Source organism: Kribbella catacumbae DSM 19601 (assembly GCF_000372465.1).
Lineage (GTDB): Bacteria > Actinomycetota > Actinomycetes > Propionibacteriales > Kribbellaceae > Kribbella > Kribbella catacumbae.
On sequence record NZ_AQUZ01000046.1, the window covers coordinates 33098 to 56845 of the forward strand.

Annotated in this window: 32 protein-coding genes; 13 read left to right on the forward strand and 19 right to left on the reverse strand. The window is 67.1% G+C overall.

Annotated elements, in window-relative coordinates:
• Positions 1 to 10: 10 nt before the first annotated feature.
• Positions 11 to 2782, reverse strand: a complete 2772-nt coding sequence (locus A3ES_RS0134020; RefSeq protein WP_020391322.1) for a heparinase II/III family protein — start codon at positions 2780 to 2782, stop codon at positions 11 to 13.
• A 183-nt stretch (positions 2783 to 2965) separates the two neighbouring features.
• Here A3ES_RS0134020 and A3ES_RS49405 point away from each other — a divergent pair, with 183 nt between their 5' ends.
• Positions 2966 to 3649 (forward strand): maleylpyruvate isomerase N-terminal domain-containing protein, encoded by a 684-nt coding sequence (locus tag A3ES_RS49405; protein ID WP_020391323.1) that lies wholly within the window; start codon positions 2966 to 2968, stop codon positions 3647 to 3649.
• Between the two features lie 53 nt (positions 3650 to 3702).
• A complete protein-coding gene (locus tag A3ES_RS0134030) occupies positions 3703 to 4629 on the forward strand; it encodes a hypothetical protein (RefSeq protein WP_020391324.1) in 927 nt (308 codons plus the stop codon).
• Here A3ES_RS0134030 and A3ES_RS0134035 read toward each other — a convergent pair.
• From A3ES_RS0134035 to A3ES_RS51795, 4 genes are read right to left on the reverse strand one after another with little or no spacing between them, the layout of a single operon-like run.
• Positions 4585 to 4959, reverse strand: a complete 375-nt coding sequence (locus A3ES_RS0134035; protein ID WP_026163464.1) for an MmcQ/YjbR family DNA-binding protein — start codon at positions 4957 to 4959, stop codon at positions 4585 to 4587. The genes A3ES_RS0134030 and A3ES_RS0134035 overlap by 45 nt on opposite strands.
• A gap of 20 nt (positions 4960 to 4979) precedes the next feature.
• Positions 4980 to 5657, reverse strand: coding sequence for a response regulator (locus tag A3ES_RS0134040; RefSeq protein WP_237745140.1), 678 nt, complete (start codon positions 5655 to 5657; stop codon positions 4980 to 4982).
• Complete coding sequence (locus A3ES_RS0134045) at positions 5641 to 6819, reverse strand: sensor histidine kinase (RefSeq protein WP_020391327.1); 1179 nt, start codon at positions 6817 to 6819, stop codon at positions 5641 to 5643. The genes A3ES_RS0134040 and A3ES_RS0134045 overlap by 17 nt, the downstream gene beginning before the upstream one ends.
• 26 nt (positions 6820 to 6845) lie before the next feature.
• Positions 6846 to 7184 carry a hypothetical protein gene (locus tag A3ES_RS51795; protein ID WP_157630893.1) on the reverse strand — a complete coding sequence of 113 codons (339 nt, stop codon included), beginning with the start codon at positions 7182 to 7184 and terminating at the stop codon, positions 6846 to 6848.
• Positions 7185 to 7688: 504 nt separating this feature from the next.
• Between A3ES_RS51795 and A3ES_RS0134055 the strand changes: the two genes are divergently transcribed.
• Entirely contained in the window at positions 7689 to 8258 is a 570-nt protein-coding gene (locus tag A3ES_RS0134055; protein WP_020391329.1) for a hypothetical protein, read from the forward strand.
• Between the two features lie 168 nt (positions 8259 to 8426).
• Here the strand turns inward: A3ES_RS0134055 and A3ES_RS0134060 are convergent, their stop codons facing one another.
• Complete coding sequence (locus A3ES_RS0134060) at positions 8427 to 8840, reverse strand: hypothetical protein (protein WP_020391330.1); 414 nt, start codon at positions 8838 to 8840, stop codon at positions 8427 to 8429.
• Between the two features lie 387 nt (positions 8841 to 9227).
• The gene (locus A3ES_RS0134065) at positions 9228 to 9779 is read right to left on the reverse strand and encodes a YceI family protein (RefSeq protein ID WP_020391331.1); all 552 of its coding nucleotides are present in this window, start codon (positions 9777 to 9779) and stop codon (positions 9228 to 9230) included.
• A gap of 141 nt (positions 9780 to 9920) precedes the next feature.
• On the opposite strand from A3ES_RS0134065, the gene A3ES_RS0134070 reads away from it, so the two are divergent.
• The 3 genes from A3ES_RS0134070 to A3ES_RS0134080 all read left to right on the forward strand — a co-directional run bounded on the left by A3ES_RS0134070 (position 9921) and on the right by A3ES_RS0134080 (position 11378).
• Positions 9921 to 10361 carry a hypothetical protein gene (locus tag A3ES_RS0134070; RefSeq protein WP_020391332.1) on the forward strand — a complete coding sequence of 147 codons (441 nt, stop codon included), beginning with the start codon at positions 9921 to 9923 and terminating at the stop codon, positions 10359 to 10361.
• A 43-nt stretch (positions 10362 to 10404) separates the two neighbouring features.
• Positions 10405 to 10893, forward strand: coding sequence for an FBP domain-containing protein (locus A3ES_RS0134075; protein ID WP_020391333.1), 489 nt, complete (start codon positions 10405 to 10407; stop codon positions 10891 to 10893).
• 221 nt (positions 10894 to 11114) lie between these two features.
• On the forward strand, positions 11115 to 11378 hold the full coding sequence (locus A3ES_RS0134080; protein WP_020391334.1) for a hypothetical protein: 264 nt from the start codon (positions 11115 to 11117) through the stop codon (positions 11376 to 11378).
• A 75-nt stretch (positions 11379 to 11453) separates the two neighbouring features.
• On the opposite strand, the gene pyrE is transcribed toward A3ES_RS0134080, so the two are convergent.
• Together pyrE and A3ES_RS0134090 are read right to left on the reverse strand one after the other, a co-directional pair.
• The gene (gene pyrE / locus A3ES_RS0134085; RefSeq protein WP_020391335.1) at positions 11454 to 11972 is read right to left on the reverse strand and encodes an orotate phosphoribosyltransferase; all 519 of its coding nucleotides are present in this window, start codon (positions 11970 to 11972) and stop codon (positions 11454 to 11456) included.
• Between the two features lie 22 nt (positions 11973 to 11994).
• On the reverse strand, positions 11995 to 13224 hold the full coding sequence (locus A3ES_RS0134090; protein ID WP_020391336.1) for an exonuclease domain-containing protein: 1230 nt from the start codon (positions 13222 to 13224) through the stop codon (positions 11995 to 11997).
• A gap of 175 nt (positions 13225 to 13399) precedes the next feature.
• Here A3ES_RS0134090 and A3ES_RS51800 point away from each other — a divergent pair, with 175 nt between their 5' ends.
• Positions 13400 to 14062: a DUF6308 family protein gene (locus tag A3ES_RS51800; RefSeq protein ID WP_020391337.1), complete on the forward strand. Its 663-nt coding sequence runs from the start codon at positions 13400 to 13402 to the stop codon at positions 14060 to 14062.
• 50 nt (positions 14063 to 14112) lie between these two features.
• Here the strand turns inward: A3ES_RS51800 and A3ES_RS0134100 are convergent, their stop codons facing one another.
• Positions 14113 to 14748 carry a hypothetical protein gene (locus A3ES_RS0134100; RefSeq protein WP_020391338.1) on the reverse strand — a complete coding sequence of 212 codons (636 nt, stop codon included), beginning with the start codon at positions 14746 to 14748 and terminating at the stop codon, positions 14113 to 14115.
• Positions 14749 to 14765: 17 nt separating this feature from the next.
• Between A3ES_RS0134100 and A3ES_RS55215 the strand changes: the two genes are divergently transcribed.
• Entirely contained in the window at positions 14766 to 14921 is a 156-nt protein-coding gene (locus tag A3ES_RS55215; protein WP_020391339.1) for a hypothetical protein, read from the forward strand.
• On the opposite strand, the gene A3ES_RS0134110 is transcribed toward A3ES_RS55215, so the two are convergent.
• The 3 genes from A3ES_RS0134110 to A3ES_RS0134120 are packed head-to-tail and all read right to left on the reverse strand — an operon-like array spanning position 14918 to position 16834.
• Entirely contained in the window at positions 14918 to 15409 is a 492-nt protein-coding gene (locus tag A3ES_RS0134110) for a metallophosphoesterase family protein (RefSeq protein WP_020391340.1), read from the reverse strand. The genes A3ES_RS55215 and A3ES_RS0134110 overlap by 4 nt on opposite strands.
• A 5-nt stretch (positions 15410 to 15414) precedes the next feature.
• Complete coding sequence (locus A3ES_RS0134115; protein WP_020391341.1) at positions 15415 to 15771, reverse strand: cupin domain-containing protein; 357 nt, start codon at positions 15769 to 15771, stop codon at positions 15415 to 15417.
• On the reverse strand, positions 15761 to 16834 hold the full coding sequence (locus A3ES_RS0134120) for a Gfo/Idh/MocA family protein (RefSeq protein ID WP_020391342.1): 1074 nt from the start codon (positions 16832 to 16834) through the stop codon (positions 15761 to 15763). Before A3ES_RS0134120 ends, A3ES_RS0134115 begins: the two co-directional genes overlap by 11 nt.
• Before the next feature lie 64 nt (positions 16835 to 16898).
• Between A3ES_RS0134120 and A3ES_RS0134125 the strand changes: the two genes are divergently transcribed.
• Positions 16899 to 17285, forward strand: coding sequence for a GntR family transcriptional regulator (locus A3ES_RS0134125; RefSeq protein WP_020391343.1), 387 nt, complete (start codon positions 16899 to 16901; stop codon positions 17283 to 17285).
• 7 nt (positions 17286 to 17292) lie between these two features.
• Entirely contained in the window at positions 17293 to 17520 is a 228-nt protein-coding gene (locus A3ES_RS0134130; RefSeq protein ID WP_020391344.1) for a hypothetical protein, read from the forward strand.
• Here the strand turns inward: A3ES_RS0134130 and A3ES_RS0134135 are convergent.
• The gene (locus A3ES_RS0134135) at positions 17501 to 18490 is read right to left on the reverse strand and encodes an NAD-dependent epimerase/dehydratase family protein (protein WP_020391345.1); all 990 of its coding nucleotides are present in this window, start codon (positions 18488 to 18490) and stop codon (positions 17501 to 17503) included. The two genes, A3ES_RS0134130 and A3ES_RS0134135, sit on opposite strands and share 20 nt — an antisense overlap.
• A 175-nt stretch (positions 18491 to 18665) precedes the next feature.
• On the opposite strand from A3ES_RS0134135, the gene A3ES_RS0134140 reads away from it, so the two are divergent.
• On the forward strand, positions 18666 to 18974 hold the full coding sequence (locus A3ES_RS0134140) for a hypothetical protein (protein ID WP_020391346.1): 309 nt from the start codon (positions 18666 to 18668) through the stop codon (positions 18972 to 18974).
• A 52-nt stretch (positions 18975 to 19026) separates the two neighbouring features.
• Here A3ES_RS0134140 and A3ES_RS51805 read toward each other — a convergent pair whose 3' ends face one another.
• Together A3ES_RS51805 and A3ES_RS0134150 are read right to left on the reverse strand one after the other, a co-directional pair.
• Complete coding sequence (locus tag A3ES_RS51805; RefSeq protein WP_020391347.1) at positions 19027 to 19389, reverse strand: hypothetical protein; 363 nt, start codon at positions 19387 to 19389, stop codon at positions 19027 to 19029.
• Positions 19386 to 19610, reverse strand: coding sequence for a hypothetical protein (locus A3ES_RS0134150; RefSeq protein ID WP_026163465.1), 225 nt, complete (start codon positions 19608 to 19610; stop codon positions 19386 to 19388). The genes A3ES_RS51805 and A3ES_RS0134150 overlap by 4 nt, the downstream gene beginning before the upstream one ends.
• Positions 19611 to 19846: 236 nt before the next feature.
• On the opposite strand from A3ES_RS0134150, the gene A3ES_RS0134155 reads away from it, so the two are divergent.
• Together A3ES_RS0134155 and A3ES_RS0134160 are read left to right on the forward strand one after the other, a co-directional pair.
• Positions 19847 to 20479, forward strand: a complete 633-nt coding sequence (locus A3ES_RS0134155) for an RNA polymerase sigma factor (RefSeq protein ID WP_020391349.1) — start codon at positions 19847 to 19849, stop codon at positions 20477 to 20479.
• The gene (locus A3ES_RS0134160) at positions 20476 to 21576 is read left to right on the forward strand and encodes a CU044_5270 family protein (RefSeq protein ID WP_020391350.1); all 1101 of its coding nucleotides are present in this window, start codon (positions 20476 to 20478) and stop codon (positions 21574 to 21576) included. Before A3ES_RS0134155 ends, A3ES_RS0134160 begins: the two co-directional genes overlap by 4 nt.
• A gap of 96 nt (positions 21577 to 21672) precedes the next feature.
• Here the strand turns inward: A3ES_RS0134160 and A3ES_RS0134165 are convergent, their stop codons facing one another.
• From A3ES_RS0134165 to A3ES_RS0134175, 3 genes are read right to left on the reverse strand one after another with little or no spacing between them, the layout of a single operon-like run.
• Entirely contained in the window at positions 21673 to 22167 is a 495-nt protein-coding gene (locus tag A3ES_RS0134165; RefSeq protein ID WP_020391351.1) for a hypothetical protein, read from the reverse strand.
• Positions 22167 to 23471: a hypothetical protein gene (locus A3ES_RS0134170; RefSeq protein WP_020391352.1), complete on the reverse strand. Its 1305-nt coding sequence runs from the start codon at positions 23469 to 23471 to the stop codon at positions 22167 to 22169. The genes A3ES_RS0134165 and A3ES_RS0134170 overlap by 1 nt, the downstream gene beginning before the upstream one ends.
• A 4-nt stretch (positions 23472 to 23475) precedes the next feature.
• A complete protein-coding gene (locus A3ES_RS0134175; RefSeq protein ID WP_012922179.1) occupies positions 23476 to 23736 on the reverse strand; it encodes a hypothetical protein in 261 nt (86 codons plus the stop codon).
• Positions 23737 to 23748: the final 12 nt, after the last annotated feature.

The window sequence follows — 23748 nt, forward strand, 5'->3', positions numbered from 1 at the left end:
CGATGGCCACTCAGGGCGCTGCCGCCGCGTAGACGAGGTCGCCGGTACGGGAGAAGTCGACGCGTACGCCGTTGAGCAGCACCTCGGTCGCGTTCGGAGCGGCGATGCCGATCGCCTTCGCCGGATCGGTCGAGGCAGTCAGCGCCCGGCCGTCGATGCGCACGGTGGAACCGGCATACGTGACCGCGACATCGTTGACCGCGACCGGCGAGCTGAGCACAACCTTTCCGGCTCGCTTGACCGACGAACCGTCGTACATGACGAAGGACTGGACGGCTCCGCTCGGGTCGCCCTGGACGTAGAGCATCTTCCCGTTGAAGTTGTACGACCCGAACGCGCGCGCGGCCTTCGAAGCCCATGACTTGTAGTAGGTGCCACGGCCGCCATCGCCGTACCGGATGTCGAGTGCCGTCGCCAGATCCGGCGTCAGTGTGCCGACCGCCAGGCGGTTGATCCGTACTGCGCCATCGGCCGCCGCCGGCGCCGGCAACAGCAACGTGTCGAATGTGGTCTTTCCCTTGCCCTGCTTGACGTACGAGGCGTATTTCGCGTCACTCACGTGATAGAACGCCGGCGAGTAGTACCCCTTGCGGACCGAGGGGGTGAGTTTCTCGGGATCCGCCGGGACCACGGTCAGGTTCGCGCCGGAGGCGAACTTGGTGACCGTCGCCTTGGACGTGGCGGTCTGTACGGGATTCGCGTCCGGCAGGAAATGCCAGTTCTGCTCGTAGCGGTGCGAAGCGGTGTCGCGCGGCTTGAGCTGATCGGACACCAGCGACACACCCGAGCGCAGCGTCAGCACGGACCTCGCGTGCCAGGCGTTGGCCGACGCGTCGGTGTTCCCGCTGATCAGGTCGAACGCCGGGTTGCTGACGAAATGGGTGATCTCCCCGGCGGCCTTGGAATTCTGCGCCAGGTTGTCGACCTCGACGGTGTTGTGGGCCTCGGTGGTCTTCCGCAACCAGTCCGATCGTGGATCGGAACTGTAGGAGTACGCGCCCGGGTCGACCAGCAACTCGCGGCCGTGTTTGTAGGTGACAAGTGACAACTCGTCAGGATGACTGTGGGGACCGCGATCGATGTTGTACCGCAGGTAGGAGTCGGCCGCCGACCAGCCGGAGCGGGAGACCGCCACCCGGGTGTCCGGATACCGCGCCGCGACGTGGGCCGGCTTCGTTCCGGCCTTCCCCGACGTGCCGACGTAGATCAGCTCCTGGTCGCCGAGCAACTCGCCGAGGCGGCGCAGGACCGAGCGCTGGTCATCGCTGCCACTGTCGCCGTAGTTCGCGGTGTAGCCGTTCGGGAGCGTCTGGTCCATCAGGAAATGGCCGAGCTTACGAAGCTTCTCGGTGGCGGTGAAGGCGATCCCGTGCTTCTTCATGAACTCCACGAGATCGACGTACTGCGAGACGTACCCGCGCGCGTAGCCGCTGGTCGCCTCGCGGTACCCGCCGTCGGCGTAGGTCGAGTCGTTCAGCTGATCCGCGAGGAAGGCGACCGAATTACCCCGCCAGCCTGCAGCCGCTGTGAACTCCGGCAGGTAGACCGCGGCGTGCAGCAGCGAGATCTTCTGGGTCTGCATCCAGTTCGGGCTGTCGTGAACGTTGCCCTGCAGGTGGACGCCCGATCGATACATCGTCTTCAGGATCTGGACGTTCTCCTCCGCGTTCAGCGAGGGGCTCGTGCGCAGGATCTCGTACGCCGCCGTCCAGTTGTCCAGCCGCCGCGCGGTGTCCAGGCTGCGCGGGTACGACCCCGCGCCGTACTCGGTGCCGTAACCGTCGGCGTCGGCGATGAAGTCGGTCATCGTGCCGATCAAGGCGTCGGCGTACTTCTCGTCGGCGGTCTTCTGGTACGCCCTGGCCAGCGGACCGGCGAAGAAGAAGCGCGCCTGCTGGTACCAGTACTCCTTGTCGGCGCCGGCCGGCAGCAGCCAGTCGAAGCCGCCGGGGTCGCCCTGCCAGGAGTACGTGTTCTGCACGGTGTTGTTCCAGGTGCGGGTGCTCTCCACGAACGCCTCGGAGTTGCTGAACACCATGACGTCCTTGGCAGCGTCCGCACGCCCGGTCAGCGTCAGTGTCGCGCTGCGCACACCGGAGACGCCGGTCAGGTCGAACTGCAGGTAGGCCTTCCGGGTCTCGGCCGTGAACGGACCGCTGCCTTGGTCACGGACCTGGACAGTGTCCTTCGCGCCGTACGCCGTACCGGCGTCCGTGCCGGCCTTGATGTAGGTGTCGGCCGTGGGATTGAGCGTCCGCACCGATCCGTCATTGAGCGTCAGTCGCAACGCCGGCTTGCCCGAAGCCTTCTCGCGGCTGTTGATGGCGACAGTGACCGGATTCTTGATCCGGGCCATCAGCAGGAAGCCGGCAGTTCGGCCCGCAGCGGCGGTCGCGGCGGCGGTGACATCGGCGCTGACCGCCGCCTCCTGGGTTCCGAATCGCACCGTGGTCCGGTAGGCCTCGCCGGAGCCCAGCGTCCAGATGTGGTCGGGCGTCAACTCGAGAACGCCGGGCCAGTCGGTGTTCGAGAACTTGCCGGCATCGTTGGCCGGACGGGCGCGGTAGTAGGCGAGGAGCTCACGCTTGGCCGCGGCGTAGTCACCTTTCTGTACGGCGGCCTGGACCCCGCTCAAACCGGCGACGCCGTAGTCGAGGAGCCGGAAGAACTCCGCGTCGGACAGATTCTCGGCGGTTGAGGCGTCCCGGGCACCCAGTGTCCCGCCGAGCACCAACAACGCGGTGGCGGCAGCGACAACAGTCGCCCGCAAACTGGTACGCATACGCCGATCTCCCCAAGCCGTCTCCATGAACGACCCCGAGCGTAGGTGTCCGCCTGGTCCGGCCGCGCGGACCGGAAAGCCTCCAGAAAGCCAACAGAAAGCAGCGCCCTCCTGGTGGCGCCTGTCGATCCTGGGGCTGGTCGTTCGTCATCCCCGAAAGACCGTTCTCAGGAGGAAAGAGCGATGAACGCGACCAGAAGCGCCGACCTGTACGCCGGGACGCGGGTGCGGCTGACTGATGCGGCAATGGGGTTCAGTCCCGAGACCTTGGCTGGCCGGGTGCCGGCCTGCCCGGAGTGGACCGTGCACAACCTCATCTGCCACCTGGCCGGAGTCGCCACCGACTTCGTCGCAGGCAATCTCGCCGAGGCGCCGAGCCCGCCCTGGACCGCAGTACAGGTGGATGCTCGCCGGTCAGTGCCGATCGATGCGGTGCTGGACGAGTGGGCGACGACCGGGCCGGCCCTGGAGAAGCTGATCCTGAGCGGAGGCGCTGCGCATCCGCTGGTCGGCAACCCGTACGTCGACTCCGGCACGCACGAGGCCGATCTGCATGGTGCGATCGGGATCGAGCGGCCACCTGAGGAGCTCTGGCTGGCGACGCTGGAGTGGGTCTTCCTCGATCCGGGTCCTACGGACGGGGCGCCCGGCACGCTCTCGATCGTGACGCCGGACGAGACCTATCAGCTGGGCACTGGGGAGCCTGTGGCCGAGGTTCACACCGACACGTATGAGTTGTTCCGGGCAACCTTCGGACGTCGTTCGGCAGGCCAGATCCAGTCGTGGCAGTGGACCACGCCTGGAGCCGAGGCATGGTCGGCTGAGCTGCCCCGCCTGCCGCAGACCGAAGTCGACCTGATCGACTGAATTGCCTTGTGGATAAAGGCTGATCGGGGGTCCGGGGCTCGTACTTTCTAGGCATGAGCAAACGAATCGTCACCTTCTGCGCTGACCAGATCAACTCCTCCGGGCCACTGACCCCCGACGACCTCGCGCCACGCGTGCTGGCCGCCGGCCTGACCAGATCCACCAACCCAGCGGCCGCCGTCCGTACTGCGCTGCGCCAGTCACCGGTGATGGTGCAACTGCCGGACGGGCGGTTCGACAGCGCCCGACGGATGCTGGACGGCGCTGCCCTCACCCATCGGGTCCGCTATCCCACCAAGAGCCGGCAGGTTCTCTACGCCGGGCCGGAGTTGGCAATGCTCGATCAGCTACTCCTGCACGAAGGTTCCTTGGCACTGTCGGCAGGTGGCGCGGTCACGTCGTCGTTCGGCGAGTTCGGCGGCTGGTGTGGTCCACCCGACTGGCTTCCCGACGTCCGCGCCGACACCCTGCTCGCGTTCCGCCTCCGGAACGGGCGCGTCGCGGTCGAGCCGGTGCTCGACGAACCGTCGCCCGCAAGTCCCGCCACCGAGCGGCTCCGGGTGGTGCTGCGACGCTATCTGAGGTCCGAGGACGGGCTGAGTCAGTGGCAGAGTCACCACACCTTGGGCGCGGTCATGCTCCGTGCGCTGGCCGAGATCCCAGATCTCCTGATCGATCCGCTGCCACCGCTCGACGAGGTCCTCCAACTGGGCAATGACCGCTGGGGGCGCGAGCTCTCCATCGAGTCGGTCGACGGTCCCCGCGGCGGGCAACAGGTGGTGCTCGACAACCTGCCTGAGGCCTTGGTGTCCGCGCTGCGCCGCGACGCGCGCAACCTCGGCGTCAGTCTCGGCGAACTGACCATCCTGCTGCTGTCCGCGGCGACCTACCGAACCGCGATGCCGTGCCGCCACGACACGGAATCGGCCTGGCTGTCAGCTCCCGGCGCTGCCGGATTCTTCGAGCCGAGCTACCAATGACTTGGGAGCGATCTGGCGATAAGCGTCCTCGACGAGCTCGGCGATCTGCGGCCAGTCGACAGCGGGAACGTCCAGGTAGACACCGAGCCAGCCGCGGTGCCCGACGTACGGCGGGCGGAAGAAGTGCTCCGGGTCGCTGGCGATCAGTGATTCTTGGCTGCCTTCGGGCGCTGCGCACCAGAAGCCTGTCCGGTCGTCATGGTGCTGATCGGCGTACATCACGAACGTCTTCTTGTCCCGCACGAACCAGGTCGGCTCACCGTGACTCAACCGTTCGGTGGTCTCCGGCATGGCCAGACACAGGCTTCTCAAGCGTTCCAATGCATCCATCCCTGACTCCTGTTCTCCATTCACCGGCGTGGGCCGGGGGCGACCACGCCGGCTTCATAGGCGTAGACGACGGCCTGCGCCCGATCCCGCAGGTTCAGCTTGGTGAGGATCCGGCTGACGTGAGTCTTCACGGTCTGCTCGGCCAGCACCAGGCTTGCCGCGATCTCCCGATTGGACTGTCCGCGGGCCACCAGCCGGAGTACGTCGGTCTCGCGCGGGGTGAGCTCGGCGGCAGTGGCCGGCAGGACTGGTCGCACCCGAGCGAAATCCTCGACCAGCCGCCGAGTGATCGATGGGGCCAGGAGCGCGTCCCCGGCCGCAACCACCCGTACTGCGGCAGCGAGCTCATCCGGGGAGGAGTGCTTGAGCAAGAACCCGCTGGCCCCGGCTCGCAACGCGTCGTAGACGTACTCGTCGAGATCGAAGGTGGTGAGCATGATGACGCGCGGCGGCTCCCCCGGAGCGGCGCCGGCGAGAATCCGCCGCGTGGCTTCGAGCCCGTCCATCACCGGCATCCGCACATCCATCAGGATCACCTCAGGCCGAAGCTGCTCGGCCAGCTCGACGGCCTCCGCTCCATCGGCCGCCTCGCCAACCACCGTCAGATCCGGCTGGGCGCCGAGCAAGGCGGCGAAGCCGGCGCGGACGACGGCCTGATCATCCACGACCAGCACGGAACCGTCATGCCATCCCCTCACCTTCCAGCGGTAGTGCGGCCTCCACGACATACCCGCCGTCTGCGGTGGGCCCAGCGTCGAATCGACCGTCCAGCAAGCCGACCCGCTCACGCATGCCGACCAGCCCATGCCCACTTCCCGGCGCTGTCGCTGCCTGCTCCCCCGCAGACCCGTTCACGACCCTAACCATCAACTCGCCACCGACCCGTCGAACCTGTACGTCCACAACCGTTCCTCGCGCATGCCGCACCGCGTTGCTGACCGCCTCTTGCACCACCCGGTACGCCGTCAGCTCGACGGCAGGATCCAGTCCGGTGAGAGGCTCGACGTCCAGCCGCACGTCGGCACCGGCCCGCCGAGTTCCCGCCACTAGCTCCGCCAGATCTCCGAGCGCCGGCTGCGGTCCGAGTTGGGCGCTCGGCCCGTCGCCCGGATCCTCCCGAAGCAACCGCAGTACCCGCCTCATCTCCGTCAGCGAAGACCGAGCATCCTCAGCGATTCCGGCGAACTCCTCACGAGCATCATCTGGCAGCCCGGTCAACCGATGCGGCGCGCTGTCCGCTCGCACCACGACCACCGACAAGTGGTGCGCAACGACATCGTGCAGCTCCCGTGCAATCCGTGCCCGCTCCTGCAACCGAGCGCGCTGTGTCCGCTCGGCAGCGCTGATGCCCTCCTGCTCGACAAGTTGCTGCCGAGCCTCGGTCCGCGACCTCAGCAGGTCGGCCACAACCACGGCCACTGCGGAGAACACCGCCATGGTCAACAGACCCGGCCACGACCCGCGCTCCGGCGCCACGGTCATGCCGGCCACGCCAACCAGTTGGGTGGCCAGCCACCACCCGGCCAACTCTCGACGGGAGGCGCCCCGAGCGCCGACGATCGCCAGGACCACCGAATGCCCGAAGACTCCAGTCACTGGCCACGGCCACGGCTCACCGGGTGAGACCGGCACACAAACCGCCGCAGTCACAGCCGAGGTGGCCAACGAAACCGGCAAGGCCCCGGCTGGCCTCAACCAGACCAGCGCCAGGCCCAGAGCACGTGCCGCGCCCAACGCAAGCGCAGCGCCGAGCGGCAACCGATAGTGCTGCCCGAGATCGGCCGTGGTCAGCACGAGCAGCGCGACGACCCCGGCAGTCGCGCCGGCTCCAGCCCGTCCAGCCGGCCACTTCGAGCTCACTTCATCGACCTTAGTGATAGACCGGCTCAGATCTGCTGAGCCCACGAGGAGAAGAGGAGGGCACCACCGACCGCGAGCAGGATGGTTGCCGGGAGCACCAATCGCGACGTCGCGGAACCGTACAGACGACGGATCACGGCGGCTTGCAGGAATCCGACTCCACGCACGGCGAACGGCAGCCCCACGATGATCGGCACCGCGATCGCCGCGTGGACCGCCCAGGCGCCGGCCTTGGTCGGACCGCCCCAGGTCCCCGGTCCGAATGGCCCGTCCTCGACGAACCCGTAGAACGGCCCCCGCACGATCGCGATCACCAGCAACATCACCAGGAACAAGCTCAGCAGTCCCAACGCCAGACTCAGCAATCCCGTCAGCGTCCCGGCAACCACCCCAGGCCGGCGCAACCTGATCGGATCCGCCGACCCCTGAAACCGCGCAAGCCGCCGCCACACCCGATGAACGGCATCCCCCTGGCCAACCAGGGACCTCACCATCACCCACAAACCCACAGGCGCCAGCGCAACGCCGTACCCGATCGACCGAACCAACCGAGCCGCAAACGGTCGGCGGAGTTGCATGGGGTGGTGGGTTGTCAAGGGGTGGTGACCGGATAGCGGTCCGTCTGTGGTTGATGGGTGGGGTCGAGCGGTGTCCGTCATGGTTGACTCCTCAGTCTCATTACCTGAGATCGAGCCTAGAAATCAGCGCGCCCGGAGACATCCCGCCAGGGAGCCAAACCGCACCCCCTACCCCCGTACGGGTCACCTGTGACCCAGGTCACAGTGACCACGATCCGTATCTCAGCGTTACACGGTCAGTGCCGGTGGGTGCGAGCGGCAGTGCCGCGCCCGACAGGAGGTTCGGACAAAATGCGCATTCAGAACCTGGCGGTGACCGCCACGCTGATCCCGGTCCTGATGCTCGCGGGCTGCGGTGACGACAAGTCCGCTGACGTGGCCGCGTCCTCGCCTGGCGCTCACAAGGCAGCCAAGCCCGGCCTGACCGACGCGATCGCCAACGGCTCCGAACCAGGGGCCGACGTCCCGGTATCGGACGACCCGGTGATCAACGCGTACTACAACTACCGCATCGCCTTCGATGTGATGATGCGCAGCGGCGGCCGCTCGACAGAGCAACTCGCCCCGGTGATGACACCGGCCATGTTCACGGCGATCAGCCAGCAAGCGAAGTACTACCGCGCCAAGCGCCTGCACAACACCGGCGCCACCAAGGTGATCTGGGCCAAACGCGTCCTGCTCTCGAAGGGCGTGATCGTCCGCGCCTGCTACGACACCACTCAGGCCCTCACGGTCGACAGCTCAGGCAGGAGCGTCCTCCCCGCCCGTACTCCGACCCGCTGGCTGGACCAGATGCGCGTCGAACTGGTCCAAGGCCGCTGGGTCGTCGACGGCGGCAGCACCACCCCCCAATCCTGCTGACCGAACCACCACCCCGCAGTACCCCACAGACGACTCCGTCCCGCTGCCCGTCCCAGGGCACACCTCGCGGTCCGGAGCCAACTCACAGCGCGGAGAGCAGCCACCCTGCCCTCCGCGCTGTCTGTTCCACCTACCAGAACCCCGCACCAATGCTGCCGGGGCTATGGGTTAGGCGTGGCGGGTTGATTGTTTTAGGAGGGATTCGACGGCTTCGTAGAGGGCGGCGTCGTCTGCCGGGCCTGACCAGACGATGACTCGTGCCTTGTCGCCGAGTTTGGTGGCGACTAATTCCTGGGCGGGAGTCGGGTCTCCTTGGTTCAGCAGTACCACGAGCCGGCGGCCGTCGCGTTGCAGGCGGTCGAGTAGTGGGGGCAAGGTCGAGCCACGGAACAAGCCCGGGTCGCTCTTCACCTTCGTTTCCACCATCACGCCGCGGCCGCGGACGACCAGCAGGAAGTCGGCGCGATCACGAGTGAACTCCCGATCGTGATAGATCCGCGCCTTCGGCCAGAGTCGCTCGAGTGCGGCATCCACCTCGGCGTCGTACCGGGCGGCCAGCCGGCTGACCTTGGAACTGGTCACGCGTGGCCGGAACTCCGCCGGCGCGCGCAGACCTCGACGCCGGCGCCCTAGCAGGGGCCGGAGCCATCGATACAACCTCGTGTCGATCATCGGCGGACCCCCTGGACCTGGCCAACACTGGAAAGAAGTCTCTCAGTGCGGAATAGCACGAACCAGATCCGGATGGAGTCCGCCGACGATTGTGACACCATTGCGACGAACCGGCCTCTGACTGCAACACCGGCACCACGCCGCCGTGCACAGGAACGAGCCGAGTGGCCGCCGCGCACCGCGATACGCGGAACGACTGAGCGGCGCCGCGCACTGCAGTACGGGAACGACTGAGCGCCCGCCGTGCAGTACGGGAACGACTGAGCGCCCGCCATGCCACCGCAGGACGGGGAGGGATCAGGGGTTCTTGATTGCGGAGACCTCGATCTCCAGGGTGACCTTTTCGCTGACCAGGACGCCGCCGCCCTCGATGGCCGCGTTCCAGCTGACGCCGAAGTCCTTGCGGTTCAAGACCACCGCGCCCTCGAAGCCCAGCCGCTCGTTGCCGAACGGGTCGACCGCGCGGCCGGTGTACTCGAAGTCGACGTCCACCGACTTCGTCACGCCGCGGATCGTCAGGTCACCCGTCACCGTGAAGTGGTCGTCGCCGGCCGGTGCGACCGAGGTGGAGACGAAGGTGATCTCCGGGTGGTTGTCCATGTCGAGGAAGTCGTTGCTGCGCAGGTGGTCGTCGCGCTGCTTGTTGCGGGAGTCGATGCTCTTGGCCTGGATGGTCACCTGAGCCGTCGAGTTCTCCGGCTTCGCGCCGTCGACGTGGACCGAGCCCGCGAACTCGTCGAACCCGCCGCGCACCTTCGCGACCATCGCGTGCCGGGCGACGAACCCCATCCGGCTGTGCGAGGCGTCGATCGTGTAGTCACCGGTGAGTTCGGAGTAGTCAGTGGACATACAGCCTGCCTCCAGAGGAATAGTTTAAGTTTGCATCGTCAACCCTGGCAGGCTCAGGTTGATTCGTCCACCCCCAGCGACCGGTCTATACCGGATAATCAGGGGTGCGGCCGCAGACCCAGCGGCTGACGAGGAGGTCCCGTGAGTTCGTCCCGGTGGAAAGTCCACTTCCGTTCGGCACCCAGCGAGGTCTACCGAGCCATCAGTACCCCGCTGGGCCGGTCCCGCCTCTGGGCCGAATCGGCCAAAGAGACCAACGGGGTGATCCATTTCGTCCTGCCCGACGGCAAGACCGACGACGCCCCGATCGAGCAAGCCGTCCAGGACCAGCTGTACGCCGTCCGCCTGCTCGGCCATCGCGTCGCCTTCACTCTGACGCCCGACGAGAAGAACGGTACCGACCTCACCCTCACCCTCGAAGGCGGTAGCAGCGCCGCTTGGGTCTCGCTCCTGCTCCGCCTCAAGGGCCCACGTCGACTTCGGCGCCGATCTTCGCAACCACGACCCGGACCGCACCGCTGGGTACGTCGACGGTTGCTAGAGGCAACTGGTTATTCGGGTTGCGGGCGCCGGCCGGCCTGAGGTTGGCTGGACGGGACCACGAAAGTAGACCCGGAGGACCATCGTGCAACCGCTGACCGCGGACGAGATCAGACGCTCATTCGTGAACTCGTCCAAGAGTCTGGTGAAGGCGATGACGCTGCCGCGCGACTTCACCGAACTGCCGTGGGACAGCCTGGACTACCTCGGCTGGCGCGACCCGAAGGCACCGGCCCGCGGCTACCTCGTCGTACCGCGTGAGGTCGGCGTCACGGGGATCGCCGTCAACACGGCGGCAACGGGCAAACCGCGCCGGGGTACTGGGCTGTGCGACCTCTGCCATACGGCGCACCAGATCACCGAGGTCTCTCTGTTCGTCGCCCGCCGAGCGGGTTCAGCAGGCAAGGCGGGCAACACCGTGGGCACCTACATCTGCGCCGATCTCGCGTGCTCGCTGTACCTCCGCGGCCTCCGCGACCCCGAGGTGCCTCAAGGCGGAACCGTCGGCCCGGAGATCCGGACCGAACAGCTCGCCGAACGCCTGGACAGCTTCGTCACCCGCGTCCTGACCTGACGACGTCAGGCGTCAGGTCAGGCGTCCTTTGTGGCGTGCTGTAGCAGGCCGTCTCCGGCCCGTGACACCACCATCGAGCCGGCTCTTGTCAGCGGCCTGTCACGAGGGCTGCCCTGTCGCCGACCCAGAATCCGGACCGGCGCGCAGACTGCTGAAGGCGATTTCAGGGCACTAGGCTTAGTGGCAGCTGGTCAGGCAGGTCGTCACAGGGAGAGGGCGCGATGTCGGAGTTCAGAATCACCCATGAGATTCACGAGGTTCACCCGGACATCCGCGAGAAGCTCACCGCCACCACGATCGAGGCGATCAACGAGTCGAGCGCCCGGTCGGCCGAGGACGCGGCGCTCGTTCTGCGCCACAAGCTCGGCGAGATCGGCGTGAACATGAGCGAAGAAGCCTGCCTGTCCGCCATCGAACGCCTCCGCTCAGGCAAAACCCTCCGCTTCGAAATCGAACGCGAAGACGACGAGCCCACTGAGGCCTAGCCGCACAACCCACCGCGGGTCACCAGCAAGACTGGAGACGAAGCGCGAAGGTCACCACCGCGGCACGTCTGGGAGCTAGGCCCGGAGTTCGGCGGCGGTTAGCAGGGAGAGCAGCTGGAGGTTGTTGGCGGCTAGGGCTTCTGGGCCGCCTTGGTTGCGGTCGATGACGCAGAGGGCGTGCGAGATCTCCGCGCCGAGAGTACGCAACTCCTTCGTGGACAGGACGATCTGCCCGCCACTGGTGACGACGTCCTCGACGACCAGCACCCGGCGCCCGGCGACCTCGGCGCCCTCCGCCAGCCGGCAGGTCCCGTACGACTTGGCTTCCTTGCGGACAAAGGCGCACGGCAACCCCGTACGCCGGCCAAGCGCCGTCACCACCGGAATGCCGCCCATCTCCAGCCCAGCAAGCACCTCGGTCCCAGCAGGCACCAACGGAACCATCGCCTCGGCGATCGCGTCCAGCAGGACCGGATCAGCCTCGAACCGATATTTGTCAAAGTATTCCGTCGTCGTGATCCCCGACCGCAACCTGAACTCGCCGGTCAGATGCGACACCTGATGAATCCGCCGGCCCAGCTCCGCTTTGTCCACGCCCGCACCCTACCCAGCCAACTCACCCGGCCTTCCGCTGATCCGGCTGCACGAGCCGGACGAAGTCCTCCACAGCGATGATCGGTACGCCGAACTCCCGCGCCGCCCGCGCCTTCACCGAGAGGCTGTCCACATCGGCCGCGACCACGAACGTGGTGTCCGGCCGAACCGCCTCCTGCGGCACGAACCCTGCCGACACCGCGCGATCCCACCACACCTCCCGCGGCTCCACCATGTCCCCGGTGAACACCAAACTGCTCCCCACCGGAAACCCCTGCGCCCCAGGCCGAGCCGGTACGACATACCGCCCGCCGCTCGCTCGGAGCAAGGCATCGTCGACATCCGCGACCCGCTGCCCGAGCATCACCGCGACCCGATCGAGGTCGTCGCGTTCGTCCGGGCTGACCGGCCCCTCGCTCCACAACGCGTCGGCGAGATCGGTGACGTAAACCTGGTGCAACTCGTCCACCTGCGATCGAGTCAGGCCGAGATCCGTCGCCACGTGGACGAGCTGATCCGCCCCGGCCTGGTTGATCTCCCGATCGGCCAGGATCATGTCGAGGACGGCGAGATACGAGTCGGCCTGCGGCGGCTCCGGCACCCGCGGCAACTGGTCGACCAGCCGGCTCATCCAGCCATGCCGGCCGCCCGCATGCACGGGCCGCACAGTCGCCATGCCATCAGTACCTGGCAAGGCCGGCCACCGCAGGCGCCGTACCTCCTCATAAGCCCACTGCCACGGAGGAGGCGATGGAAAGGCCTGCCGATAGTGGCTGAAGAGCTGCGCCGTCGCTCGCGTATCGGCCAGCGCCGAATGCCAGCCCTCGAGCGAGATCCGGGCCGCCGAGCAACAAGCTCCCAGCGTCCGCTTGGCACCGGGATGGAGGTAGCCGGCCAGCGCCATCGTGCACATGGACCGCTCGGTGATCAACGGCACCGTGAATCCCAGCCGGGCGAACTCAGCCCGCAGGAACCCCAGGTCGAACTCGACGTTGTGCCCGACCACCATCCGCCCCGCCAGCAACTCCCCCAGCCGGCCCGCGACATCCGCGAACTCCGGCGCCGCCAGCACGTCGGCGGTCAGAATCCCGTGGATGTGTTGCGGCCCGAGATCGCGCTGCGGATTCAGCAGCGTGACCCACTCCTGCTCGAATCGCCCCTGAGCATCGAGCAGGACGACGGCGACCTCGATCACCCGATGGCGATGACCGGGCCACAGACCGGTGGTCTCGGTGTCGATGACGGCATACATCCCCGGGCGCCTCCTTCAGCTCGAATCCGGTTACTACAAGCCAATCACGTGCCACCGACAGTTTCAGGATCGGCCGAGATCAGATGTAACGAGCCACCTGATCTTGTCGATAGGCCGTATGGAAGCGCGGGGGGAAGCCGGAAGGCGCCGCGGCCAGGCAAACCGCGGGGGGACCATGCAGCTCAGTATCGACACCAGCCTGTCCACGAGGCTGTTGCGGATCGTCGCGGATCCGCAGGCCCTCGACGATCTGCGCACCTACTTCCAGGACGGTCCGCCGAACACGGGCTACGCCGGCCGCTGGTTCGAGCAGATCGGCTCGGCCGAAGACCAGGACCACAACCGCAACCGACTCACCGCGGACGACATCGTCGCGCTGTCCTCACTCAGCATCCGGCTGCCCATCACGGTCTCCGCGCGTCTGCTCGGCCCGGACGCCGACGAGATCAGCGGTCTGCTGACCGAGATCCCCGCCGATGCCGATCTGTGGACCGTGCCGAGATCCGAGCTGAGCCCGAAGTCGGCGGCGTACCGGCTGTTCACCAAGTTCCGGGCGATGGCCTGGAACGGCGGTGAGCACGGCACCGCGGGAGTCACCGCGAGCAAGTTGCTGGCGCGCAAACGGCCCCGGCTGATCCCGATCTACGACCAGCAGGTCAGCCAGCTGGTCGATCTGGGCAAGGGCGCAAGCTGGTGGATCTCGTTGCAGGAGGCACTGACCCTCGAGGTCCGCAGCCATCTCGATCGCGCCCACGAAGCCGCCGAGCTCGGCCCGATGATCACCCCACTGCGCACCCTCGACGTCATCCTCTGGATGCGCGCCCGCCACGCCGCCTAGCGCTCACCCGCGAAGCAGCCCGTACGACCGCAGCGTCGGCGCAGCCCGTACTACGCCGGCGGGATGTCCACTGCGATCTCCTCGCCCAGCGTCGCGCCGTCGATGAGGTCCAGGTCGTCACCACTCCAGAAGCGCCCCGGGTCGTACCAGTTCGGTCGCCGGCCAGCCGGGAGCAGCCCCATGTCCTCGTACGTCACGGCGACCACCTCCGCGCAGTACGCGCTCTCCAGCTTCAAGTCCCGTTCGCCCCGGCGGAACTGCGGGATCCGGCCGCGCAACCAGCGTGACGCCAGCCGCGCCGTCGACGGGAACGGCGTACCGTCCAGGCGCGCCACAGTACGCAGTACGGCGTCCTCTGTCTCCCGAGTCACCGGGTACTCGAGCTGCCGCAGCCACGCCCGCTGCCCGTACCGTCGCGACCAGGTGAGCACCGCATCGCGCAGATCATGCAGCTGTACTCCGCGCTGGTGGTTGCCGGTCCACACGTCAGGCAGAGAGCGGCCGAGTTCCGCGTGCCACATCAGCGGCGGCAGGTCCTCGAGCACGATCGCCATCCCGACGTGGTTGATCGGGCTGTTGGTGGTCAGCTGGATCGCGCGATCGGCGGCGCTCCCACCGCGAAACAGCCAAATGTCACCCGTTCGTGTCAGTTCCGTAGCGTCATCCAGTGAAATCCGTGTCTCCACGTCGCTAGATTAGTGACATGAAGGCATGGAAGGTCATAGGACTGGCTGGGATCGTCGGAGTCGCCGCCACGGGCGTCGTCATCGCACGGGGCGAGCGCAAGCGCCGTGCCTACACCCCGGAAGAGGTTCGCGACCGGATCAAGACCCGCGTCAAGGAAGCAGCCAACGCCTAAAGGTTGTGCAGGGCAACTTTTGTCAGGCGGCCTGACTCGATCACGGCCGTCTGGTAGGTGCAGTGCGGCTGACGTCGGCGATCGGTGGGTGATCCCGGGTTGAGTAGTCGCAACCCGCGCGGCGATGTGGTGTCCCAGGGAATATGGCTGTGCCCGAAGACGAGCAGGTCGACGTCCGGATAGGCGCGTTCACAGCGCTCCTCGCGGCCTTTCGCCGTACCAGTCTCGTGGACGACCGCGACGGACAAGCCATCCAGCGTGACCCGTGCGACTTCGGGCAACCTTGCCCTGAGCAACGGTCCGTCGTTGTTGCCCCAGCAGCCGATCAACCGGTTCGCGCGTTCGGTCAGCTCGTCGAGCAGCTCGACACTCACCCAGTCGCCGGCGTGGATCACCACATCTGCCTCGTCGACCGCCGCCCAGACAACAGCGGGCAACTTCTTCGCGCGGGCCGGCAGATGGGTGTCCGAGATCAGCAGCAACCGCATGCCCGTTACTCTCCCACGACCTGCCGATCAGGCGTAGAGAACGCGATCACGAAGATCGCCTCGTCGGCGCCGACATTGCGGGCGTTGTGTACCACGCCCGACGGGATGCTCACCGTGTCTCCGGGGCCCATCGCGAAGACCCGGTCGTCCAGCGAGTGCTCGATGCTGCCCTGCAGGACGTGCAGCACCTCGTCGCAGTTGGGGTGATGGTGGCGCGGATTCTGTTGCCCCGGGCGGATGTAGCAGCGCCCGATGGTCATCGTCGAGGAGTTGCCGAGCGCCCCGGACACCATCCACTCAAGCCGCCCCCACTCCTGCTCGTCGACGACCACCTCGTCGGCTTCGATCAGTTCAGGGTGCATCGACGACCACTCCACTCGGTGTCTTCCGGTACAGCTCGTACAACTCCACGATTCGCCGTACGTCGGCCAGCGTGCCCTTCGTCAGCGGCTCGTCCCGCAGCACGCTCTCGCAGAAGTGCAGCACCTCGGGCACGTAGCCGAGCAGGAACAGGTTCTTGTTCGAGAGCTGCCCGAGCGAGAACTCCGGCTCCCAATGCAACGGCGCCATTGCGTCGTCGACCACGAAGGAACCGGTGCGGCCGTACGGAATGGTTGCCCCAGCGCGGTAATAGGTCAGCCGGGTACCGTTGTCGACGACAACGTTCGCGTCCTCGCCGACCACCTCGACCCGTTCGAGCGGGCTCGTCGCGGCCGATCCCGCGGTGAGATGCAACGTGCCGATCGCGCCCGACTCGAAGCGCAGGCTCGACACGCTCGCGCCGGTCCGCGGCTCCCACTCGTAACTCAGTCGATCGACGCGCCCCATCAGGTGCCCGAGGATCGCGGCCGGGTGGAAGAGGTGATCGAGGAACCCGATCATCCGCCAGTCGTCGCCCCGCTCGTCCGGCGGCGGCATCGCCTGCGGGTACCGGACCGAGATCGAGCTCGCCCGGCCGAACTCCGGCGTCTCGATGATCGCCTTCACCTTCTCGATCGCCGGCGTGAAGATCTTCTTCAGCCCGGTCATCAGCTGCCGGCCGGTCCGCGCCGACACCTCGGCGAGCCGGTCGACCTGGGCGAGACTGGTCGCGGTCGGCTTCTCCATCCAGACATGCGCCCCGGCCCGCATGCACTCCTCGGCCAGTTGCGTCGCCTGGACCTGACCGTCCTCGGTGTACGAGGTCACGATGAAGACCGCGTCGGGCCGCTCCCGGGCCAGCATCTCGTGATGATCCCCGTACGCCGCCGCCGCCCCGAAGGTCCGCGCGTACTGCCGGGCGCGCTCGATCCGTACGTCGCAAACCGCCAGCAACTCGACCGGCGCGTACTGGAACGCCGGATACACGTTGCGGTAGGAATGCTCGCCCGCGCCGATGAACGCGCACCGCAACCGTTCGGAGTACTCGAACTGGTAACTGATCACCCGCGCTAGATTGGCCCGATCCAGCAGCGACGACAAGGGCCACCTCGGCCGAATTGGACTTGCTTTGACGTACTCCGCAGATTTGAAGTACTCCGCGGCTCAGATCGCCCGCATGCTCGTCGGCATTGGCTCCCGCTCCGGCCCGTTGTACCGGCGGCTCAGTCAGGGCCTGGCCGAGTTGATCGATCGCGGCGAGCTCCCGCCACTCGCGCAACTGCCACCCGAACGCGCTCTCGCCGAGGCGTTGACGCTCAGCCGCACGACCGTCGTAGCGGCGTACCGGGTGCTGGGCGACGACGGGCGGGTCGAGCGGCGTCGCGGCAGCGGTACGACGGTGAGCGCGACCCGGCGGCCGCTCGTGTCGAGTGGTGAGCTGGCGGGCGAGCAGGCGTCGGCTCAATTCCTCGACGGGCCGCTGGCCACCATCGACTTCGCCCATCCTCGATGGTGATCGCCGGGTGCGCCTGCCGCAGGGCAACGCGACCCACTTCAGCCAGGTCGCTCTCCGGTACGGCGTCGCGCTGCTGCCGGGGGCCGTCTTCGGCGGCAGCGACCAGTACACGCGCCTCCCTTACGCCGCGCCGACCGAGACGCTGACAGAAGGTGTCGAGCGGCTCGGCCGGGCATGGCAGGCATACGTCGAACGCGGCGTCAGCGATGCCGCCGTTACTTCGGCAGCGACTTGATCAGCTCCTGTTCGCGAGCGAGACTCAAGCCTGCTTTGCGATCACGGTCGAGGCCGAGCTCACGTTCCCAGGCCAAAGTGTCGACCATGAGCTCCTCACGATGCCGATGCTTCAGCCCCGCTTCGAACGCCGCGGCGCCGCTCCGCGAGGACCAGCCCTCGTAGCCGCGCTCAGTCATCCACATCGCGATCGACTCGGGCCCCATGTACTGCTCGACCTTCTGCTCCTCCAGCCATTCCTGCGGCGCGAGCACCACCGGCCCGGTGTGTCCGCCCACCCTGCGCGCCAGGTCGATCCACTCGCCGAACGGAATCACAGGCCCTACCGCGTCGAAGGTCCCGGTCGTGCCCTTCTCAGCACAGTCCAGCAACCAAGACGCGAGATCCCGTACGTCGACCACCGACGTCGCGAGATCGGGCGTGTCCGGCACCAGCAACGGCTCCTTGGGCGCTCGCGCCGCACGAGCCACCCAGGCGCCACCACGATCGCTCTTGTCCCCCGGCCCGCCGATCAGCCCGGCCCTCGCGATCACCAGCCGATCCCCGACCGCCGCCACCGACGCCAGCTCACAGGCGACCTTGGCCTCGCCGTACAGCTCCCGGTCCACGACCTCCTGGTCAGTTGCCTCTCGCAACTGCGCGGACTCGTCGGCACCCGGTACGTCGTACTTCTCGTACGCGTTGCCGGATGACACATAGGTCCAGTGTTTCGCCTTCGCACCAAAGGCCTCCAGCGCACCCCGGACGAAACCGGGTTGCCATGACACTTCGAAAACCGCGTCCCACTCCTGCGCCGGAACTGCGTCGTACGCGTCCGCCAGGCTCCGGTCGATGGCGAGAAGCCTGGCGCCTTCGGCAACGCCGCCGCTCTCACCGCGCGCTAGACAGGTCACCGCATGTCCACGGGCCAACGCGTGAGTTGCGAGCTCGCGCCCGACGAACGCCGTACCGCCAAGAATCAGAATGTCCACGGCGCCAGCCAATCAGGCCGCGTGGACAAAGCCCAGCCGCTCTGCCGAGGGCAGACAACCACGCTTCGTGGCCTGCCGTCCGCACCGCGTCACAGCTGTGTTTCACCTCTTGCGGCCTCCGGGTCGCCAAGCGCACTGTCAGGTTTAGGACGTTCAAGCAACCAAGGGGGAAGACATGGCTGGTTTCGTTCAGATCATCGAGTACCGGACGTCGAAGCCGGACGAAGTACGGGCGCTCACCGAGCAGTACAGCAAGGACCGCGAGGCCGACGAGGATCCCGGGCCGACCAGGGCGATGTCCTGCGCCGACCGGGACGAGCCGGGCCGCTACTTCACCATCGTCGAGTTCGGCTCCTACGAGGAAGCGAAGGCGAACTCCGACCGCGCGGACACCTCCGAGTTCGCCGCCAAGATGATGGAGCTGTGCGACGGTCCCACGAAGTTCTACAACCTGGACCTCGAGGAGACCATGGAGATGGGCTGAGGGGTATGAGCGGGCCGGCGCCGGAGGGAGTTCGGCGCCGGCCCGTTCCGGGTCAGACCGGGTCCGCGGCGCCGGATCCGGTCGTGGTCTGCCGGCCGGACGCGAACTCGTCCGGCGGGGGTTCGGGGGCCGAGTGCAGCTCCGGCCACGGCTGAGGTGGCAGATCGGCGCGGCGCGGCAACTCCGGGTCCGGGCCCGGATCGGGGTCGAGCCACTCGATCTCGGTGGCGCCCTGGTGACCGTGGATCGCGATCACCGACTCGATGCCGTCCCAGACCGTGGTGGTCGGATAGTCGCCGTACCAGCGGAGCGCGACGGCTTCGTCGGTGAACTGGACGCCTTCGGCGACGGGGCCGGTACCACTCACCCCGGAGACGTCTTGATGGCGAATCAGCCGGAAGCGACGGGCAGTCATTTCGGTGCTACCTCCCACAACCTCTCCCCCGGCAGCGACCGGCCGCCGGGGTCCAAAGCGGGGATCGGTTCACTCGTCACGCGCAAGCCGGCGAACCGGCGCGACATGGCGGCTGCATAGCGGTCGGCCACATCGGCCTCCGCCCGGTAGTCCGCGACGACGTGGTCCCCGAACCACACTCGTACGCGGCGACGTTGCGGTCCAGCGGGGTCATCGGACATCAGTGCACCCGCCGCCCGCTAGTGCCACTCGGTGTTCCCATCAGCGACTTCGAAACTCTGCGGTTCACGTCGATCACTTCCACTTCCCTGTGGGGATGGGTTCACTCGTAGCGACGTGCCCGTGACGGCTTCATGACGCGAATTCCGGAGAACTTTTTTCAGCTTTGCCCTCGGCCGGTGGCAGGCTCCGGGGAATGGGGCGGGAACCGGATCAGGCTGAGCGGGCAGAAGCAGGTATGCACCGACTCCGACTCGCCACCGCCGAGGCCTCCCCGATCGAGCCGTATGTCGCCGATGTTGTCCAGATCCAGCCGACCACCGACCCGATCCAGATCGGCGAGACGGCGGAGGATTTCGCCCGGCTGTTCGACCGGCACGCCGTCACCATCCACCGCTACGGCGCCCGTCGGCTCGGGCGTACCGAGGCCGACGATCTGCTCAGCCAGACCTTCCTGATCGCCTTCGAACGAAGACACCGCTACGTCGGTACGCCGGCCGGCGCGCTGCCCTGGCTCTACGGCATCGCCACCAACCTGATCCACCGCCGACGCCGCGACGAGGTCCGCCAGTACCGCGCGTACGCCCGCTCCGAACCGGCCGGCTTCGACCAGCTCAGCGACCCGCTCGCCACCGAGGTCGCGGCGCGAGTCGATGCCGCCTCGGTGTCACGGGTTCTGACCGGCGTACTGGCCGGCCTGCGCCAGGTGGAGCGCGACGTACTGCTCCTCTACGCGTGGGAGGACCTCAGCTACGCCGAGATCGCCGAAGCCCTGAACCTCCCCCTCGGGACCGTCCGATCCCGCCTCCACCGAGCCCGTCGAGCCCTCCGCTCGGCCCTCGGCCCCGAATTCGAGGAGAACCTGTCATGAACGAACTAGACCTGCTCAAGCAGGTACGCAACGACGTACCAGACCCTGATCCTGTCGTCCTGGCCCGAGCGCGCCAACGCCTGCTGTCCCCTCCCCCGGTACGCCGTACCACGCGACCGCGCGTACTCGTCGCCGCCGCCCTCACCCTGCCCCTGGCCGGCGGCTTCCTGGCCGTCGACGTGATCAGCCCCGACAAGAGCCCTCTGCCCGGCACGGTCGCCGACGCCAGCACCTTCCTCGCCGACGCCGCCGCGCAGGCCGCGGCCCATCCAGAGGCACCGATCCCGCCGGGACAGTACCGCCAGGTCACAACTCTGCAGACCTACATCTACGAGTTCGGCCCCGACCACAAGTTCAGGGCAACGACGCTAATGCAGGTCGACGAATGGCTCCCGGCCGACGCCACCCGCCAGCATCTGGAAAGGGTCCTGTCACCGGTCAGGGTGGACTTCGCGACTCCCGAGGCCAAGGCGGCCGCCCGCACGTTGGCGCCCCAGCTGTTCCAGCGCCCGAAGCCAAGCATCTACCGCGTCACCTGCAAGGGCGCCGTCATCGATCAGAGGACTCAACCGCAAGTTCTCAAGGCGCCGTGCACGCCCGATTGGCATCACCCGACAGCTGAGTTTCTCGCCAAGCAGCCACGGGATCCGGACGCCCTGCTCGCCAAGCTGCGCAATGAGCCCCTGGTCAAGGGTCCGATGACGCGTCTTCAGGACACCCGCGAGAAGAACACGCCTCCGGACCAGAAGGCTTTCAACCGCATCAGCGGTGCGCTGGCCTCGGGAATTCTGCCGGCCGACCTGCGAGCAGCCCTCTACCAAGCCGCCCGGAAAATCCCCGGAATCCAGCTTCTGGATGACGTAGTGACCCTGGACGGCAGGCACGGCCGCGCGATCGGCTTCGTCTACAACGGCTACCGCCAGGACATCATCATCTCCCCCTCGAACGGCCAGAGCCTCGGCTCACGCCTGGTCGTAGCCGACACCGCCCCACTCAACGGCGAATCAAACGTCTCCGGCCACCTACGCCCCGGCGACATCTACAACGCCACCTCCATCACCACCCAAATCACCGCCACCCACCCACCCACGAAGTAACCCGCCCCAGATTCGCTGTCCCGACCGACAGGACATAGTCGGCAATCCGGCCAGCCAGCACGCTCACAGACGCGCCGGCCGACCGCAGTACAGGCACTATGTCCTGTCGGTCGGGACGCTCCTCACCCACGAGCGCCACTTGTCCTGATCAGGTGCGTCAACGGTCGGTGGCTCTGGCCAGTACTGCGTACCGCCTCCGGGAAGGTGAGCGCCGACGAGTCGGTCCAAGTCATGCACCAGGAGCATTGGTACGTCCGGTCGTGCCTCGACCAGTTTCTCGAAGACGAGCCTCGCCTGCTGCTCCTGGACACCCTCGATCCGGGCGCCGTAGCGGACGGCAATCTCCAGTGGGTACGCATCAAAGGCCTGCACATCGTCAGGCTCCGGGGCGACCGCCGCATAGCCGTTGGGGCGAACCACGAACCCCAGCCATCCATCAGCATCAATGGCTCGGCCACGGACGTAGAACTCCTCGCCTTCCGGAGGTTCGTCAGGCACACTCTCGAGCCCGAACAAAGGCACCAGCCAATCGTCGAGCACCTGCTGAACCGGCAAGTCCGTACCGAGAAAGATGCTCTCGACAGTCGACATCAGTTCTCCTTCACGTAGGTGACCAACCGCCCGTCACCGAGGATGACGTGTACTACGTCCGCCACAGTCTTGCCGGGCTGACCGCATGCTCTGCGGAAGGCGCGCAGGGCGTCACCTTCGGTCAGTCCGACTTGCCGACCATCGATGACAACCTCACCCGCCGGCAACACCTGCTCGCTGGCGTCGTTGATGTTTCGCTTGATCGCATTGGCGGTCCCGCTCGTGGGGGTCTTGAACTCAACGATCTTGCCTCGATCGGCGCGATGCTTGCGCACCATCGAATCAGGGTTCTTCTTGTGCTGCACAGTGGGGTCTTCAAGACGACCAGCGACTCGCCAGCCCTCGGCTGCCAGTCGATTGGCCGTATCCCACTCAGTGGCCAGGAACTTGTTCCGAGGATCGTGGACGCCTGGAGCGAAGTCGTCGCCGAGTGCTCGGGGGTGGAAGGCGGGATCGAAGTCCGGGCCATCGTCGAGGGGGACGTCGATCTCCGGTGCTTCGACTTGGCCTGGGGACTGGTTGTCGCCATCCGAGGCCGAGAGCTCAGGCAGGTGTACGTCGATGATTGGTGGGGCCGGCTCCGGGGGTGGTTCGTCGGGGTAGGTGAAGGTGGCTGTTGCGTGGTCTGGGGTGACGGTGATGGTGGCGGCGGTCCAGGTTTGTTTGCCGTGTTCTTCCATTGATTTCAGGAGTTCGCGAGCCGCCGCGTCTAGTTCGACCTTGATTTCGTAGTCGCGTTCTTCCGGGGGTTCCTGGTCGGCTACCTCGACCTCGCCGGACTCCGCGACGAGGATCTCTACCTCGAGCTCCTCCGGTTGCTCGCGTTGCTCTTCGTCTTTCTCCTGCTTCTTGCGGAACTTCTCGAAGGCCTTGCGGGCGACCGTGATCAACGGCGGTTCTTTGCCCTCGGCATCTTCCAGAGGTTTGAAGGGCAACGAAGTACGGGTGACACGGCCGAGCAGATCCCGCTCGGCGACATCGCCTGCTCCCCCGGTCGATCGGTTGCGATCAGCTGACTGCGAGTCCGGCCGGTCACTCGAGCGCGATGCGCCCACCAAACGCTCCGCCCACGCCTTCGCCTTGGGCGGCGCCATCGACAGATAGTGCGCGGCCTCTTCGCAAGCGCGCGCCGCCGCGTCCAACTGCTGAGCCGCGACCGTCGCCCGGCCCTGCGACGCCACGATGGCCAGGGCCGCGTTCTCGCGACACCGCTCGGCCGTGCGTTGCAGGTGGGCGACGACCTGCGGTACTTCGTTCAGACACTCGACCAGGCCGCGCGCCACCCGCTGCAGGTCGGAGGGCATGAGGCTAGATCTGGTCGGCGTAGCTCTTGCAGCCGGCCGAGGCGATCTCCAGGGCCTCGGCTGCTTGTTCGACCGCCTTGCCCGCGGCATCGAGGATCTCGGAGATGTCGCGGTCCACTCCGGTCGCCGTACCGGCGATCAGACTCTCCACCTGGGCGCTGTGCTGGGTGAAGCGGAGCTTGAACCCGGCCAAGCCGCCAGCTGCCTGCTTGGCCTCGGCGGAGACCTGGTGCAGCTGTTCCTTGAGCCGCTGTACGTCGGACACTGACTGCCTCTT

Excerpts from the sequence above, each read along its gene's own strand:
- A3ES_RS51800 (WP_020391337.1), top strand. The coding sequence starts at position 13,400 with ATGCAGCTCAGTATCGACACCAGCCTGTCCACGAGGCTGTTGCGGATC.
- A3ES_RS0134035 (WP_026163464.1), bottom strand. The coding sequence starts at position 4,959 with ATGGATGCATTGGAACGCTTGAGAAGCCTGTGTCTGGCCATGCCGGAG.
- A3ES_RS49405 (WP_020391323.1), top strand. The coding sequence starts at position 2,966 with ATGAACGCGACCAGAAGCGCCGACCTGTACGCCGGGACGCGGGTGCGG.
- A3ES_RS51805 (WP_020391347.1), bottom strand. The coding sequence starts at position 19,389 with ATGACTGCCCGTCGCTTCCGGCTGATTCGCCATCAAGACGTCTCCGGG.
- A3ES_RS0134020 (WP_020391322.1), bottom strand. The coding sequence starts at position 2,782 with ATGCGTACCAGTTTGCGGGCGACTGTTGTCGCTGCCGCCACCGCGTTG.
- A3ES_RS0134165 (WP_020391351.1), bottom strand. The coding sequence starts at position 22,167 with ATGTCGACTGTCGAGAGCATCTTTCTCGGTACGGACTTGCCGGTTCAG.
- A3ES_RS0134155 (WP_020391349.1), top strand. The coding sequence starts at position 19,847 with ATGCACCGACTCCGACTCGCCACCGCCGAGGCCTCCCCGATCGAGCCG.
- A3ES_RS0134170 (WP_020391352.1), bottom strand. The coding sequence starts at position 23,471 with ATGCCCTCCGACCTGCAGCGGGTGGCGCGCGGCCTGGTCGAGTGTCTG.
- A3ES_RS0134150 (WP_026163465.1), bottom strand. The coding sequence starts at position 19,610 with ATGTCCGATGACCCCGCTGGACCGCAACGTCGCCGCGTACGAGTGTGG.
- A3ES_RS55215 (WP_020391339.1), top strand. The coding sequence starts at position 14,766 with ATGAAGGCATGGAAGGTCATAGGACTGGCTGGGATCGTCGGAGTCGCC.
- A3ES_RS0134030 (WP_020391324.1), top strand. The coding sequence starts at position 3,703 with ATGAGCAAACGAATCGTCACCTTCTGCGCTGACCAGATCAACTCCTCC.
- A3ES_RS0134055 (WP_020391329.1), top strand. The coding sequence starts at position 7,689 with ATGCGCATTCAGAACCTGGCGGTGACCGCCACGCTGATCCCGGTCCTG.
- A3ES_RS0134065 (WP_020391331.1), bottom strand. The coding sequence starts at position 9,779 with ATGTCCACTGACTACTCCGAACTCACCGGTGACTACACGATCGACGCC.
- A3ES_RS0134090 (WP_020391336.1), bottom strand. The coding sequence starts at position 13,224 with ATGTATGCCGTCATCGACACCGAGACCACCGGTCTGTGGCCCGGTCAT.
- A3ES_RS0134110 (WP_020391340.1), bottom strand. The coding sequence starts at position 15,409 with ATGCGGTTGCTGCTGATCTCGGACACCCATCTGCCGGCCCGCGCGAAG.
- A3ES_RS0134140 (WP_020391346.1), top strand. The coding sequence starts at position 18,666 with ATGGCTGGTTTCGTTCAGATCATCGAGTACCGGACGTCGAAGCCGGAC.
- A3ES_RS0134160 (WP_020391350.1), top strand. The coding sequence starts at position 20,476 with ATGAACGAACTAGACCTGCTCAAGCAGGTACGCAACGACGTACCAGAC.
- A3ES_RS0134080 (WP_020391334.1), top strand. The coding sequence starts at position 11,115 with ATGTCGGAGTTCAGAATCACCCATGAGATTCACGAGGTTCACCCGGAC.
- A3ES_RS0134115 (WP_020391341.1), bottom strand. The coding sequence starts at position 15,771 with ATGCACCCTGAACTGATCGAAGCCGACGAGGTGGTCGTCGACGAGCAG.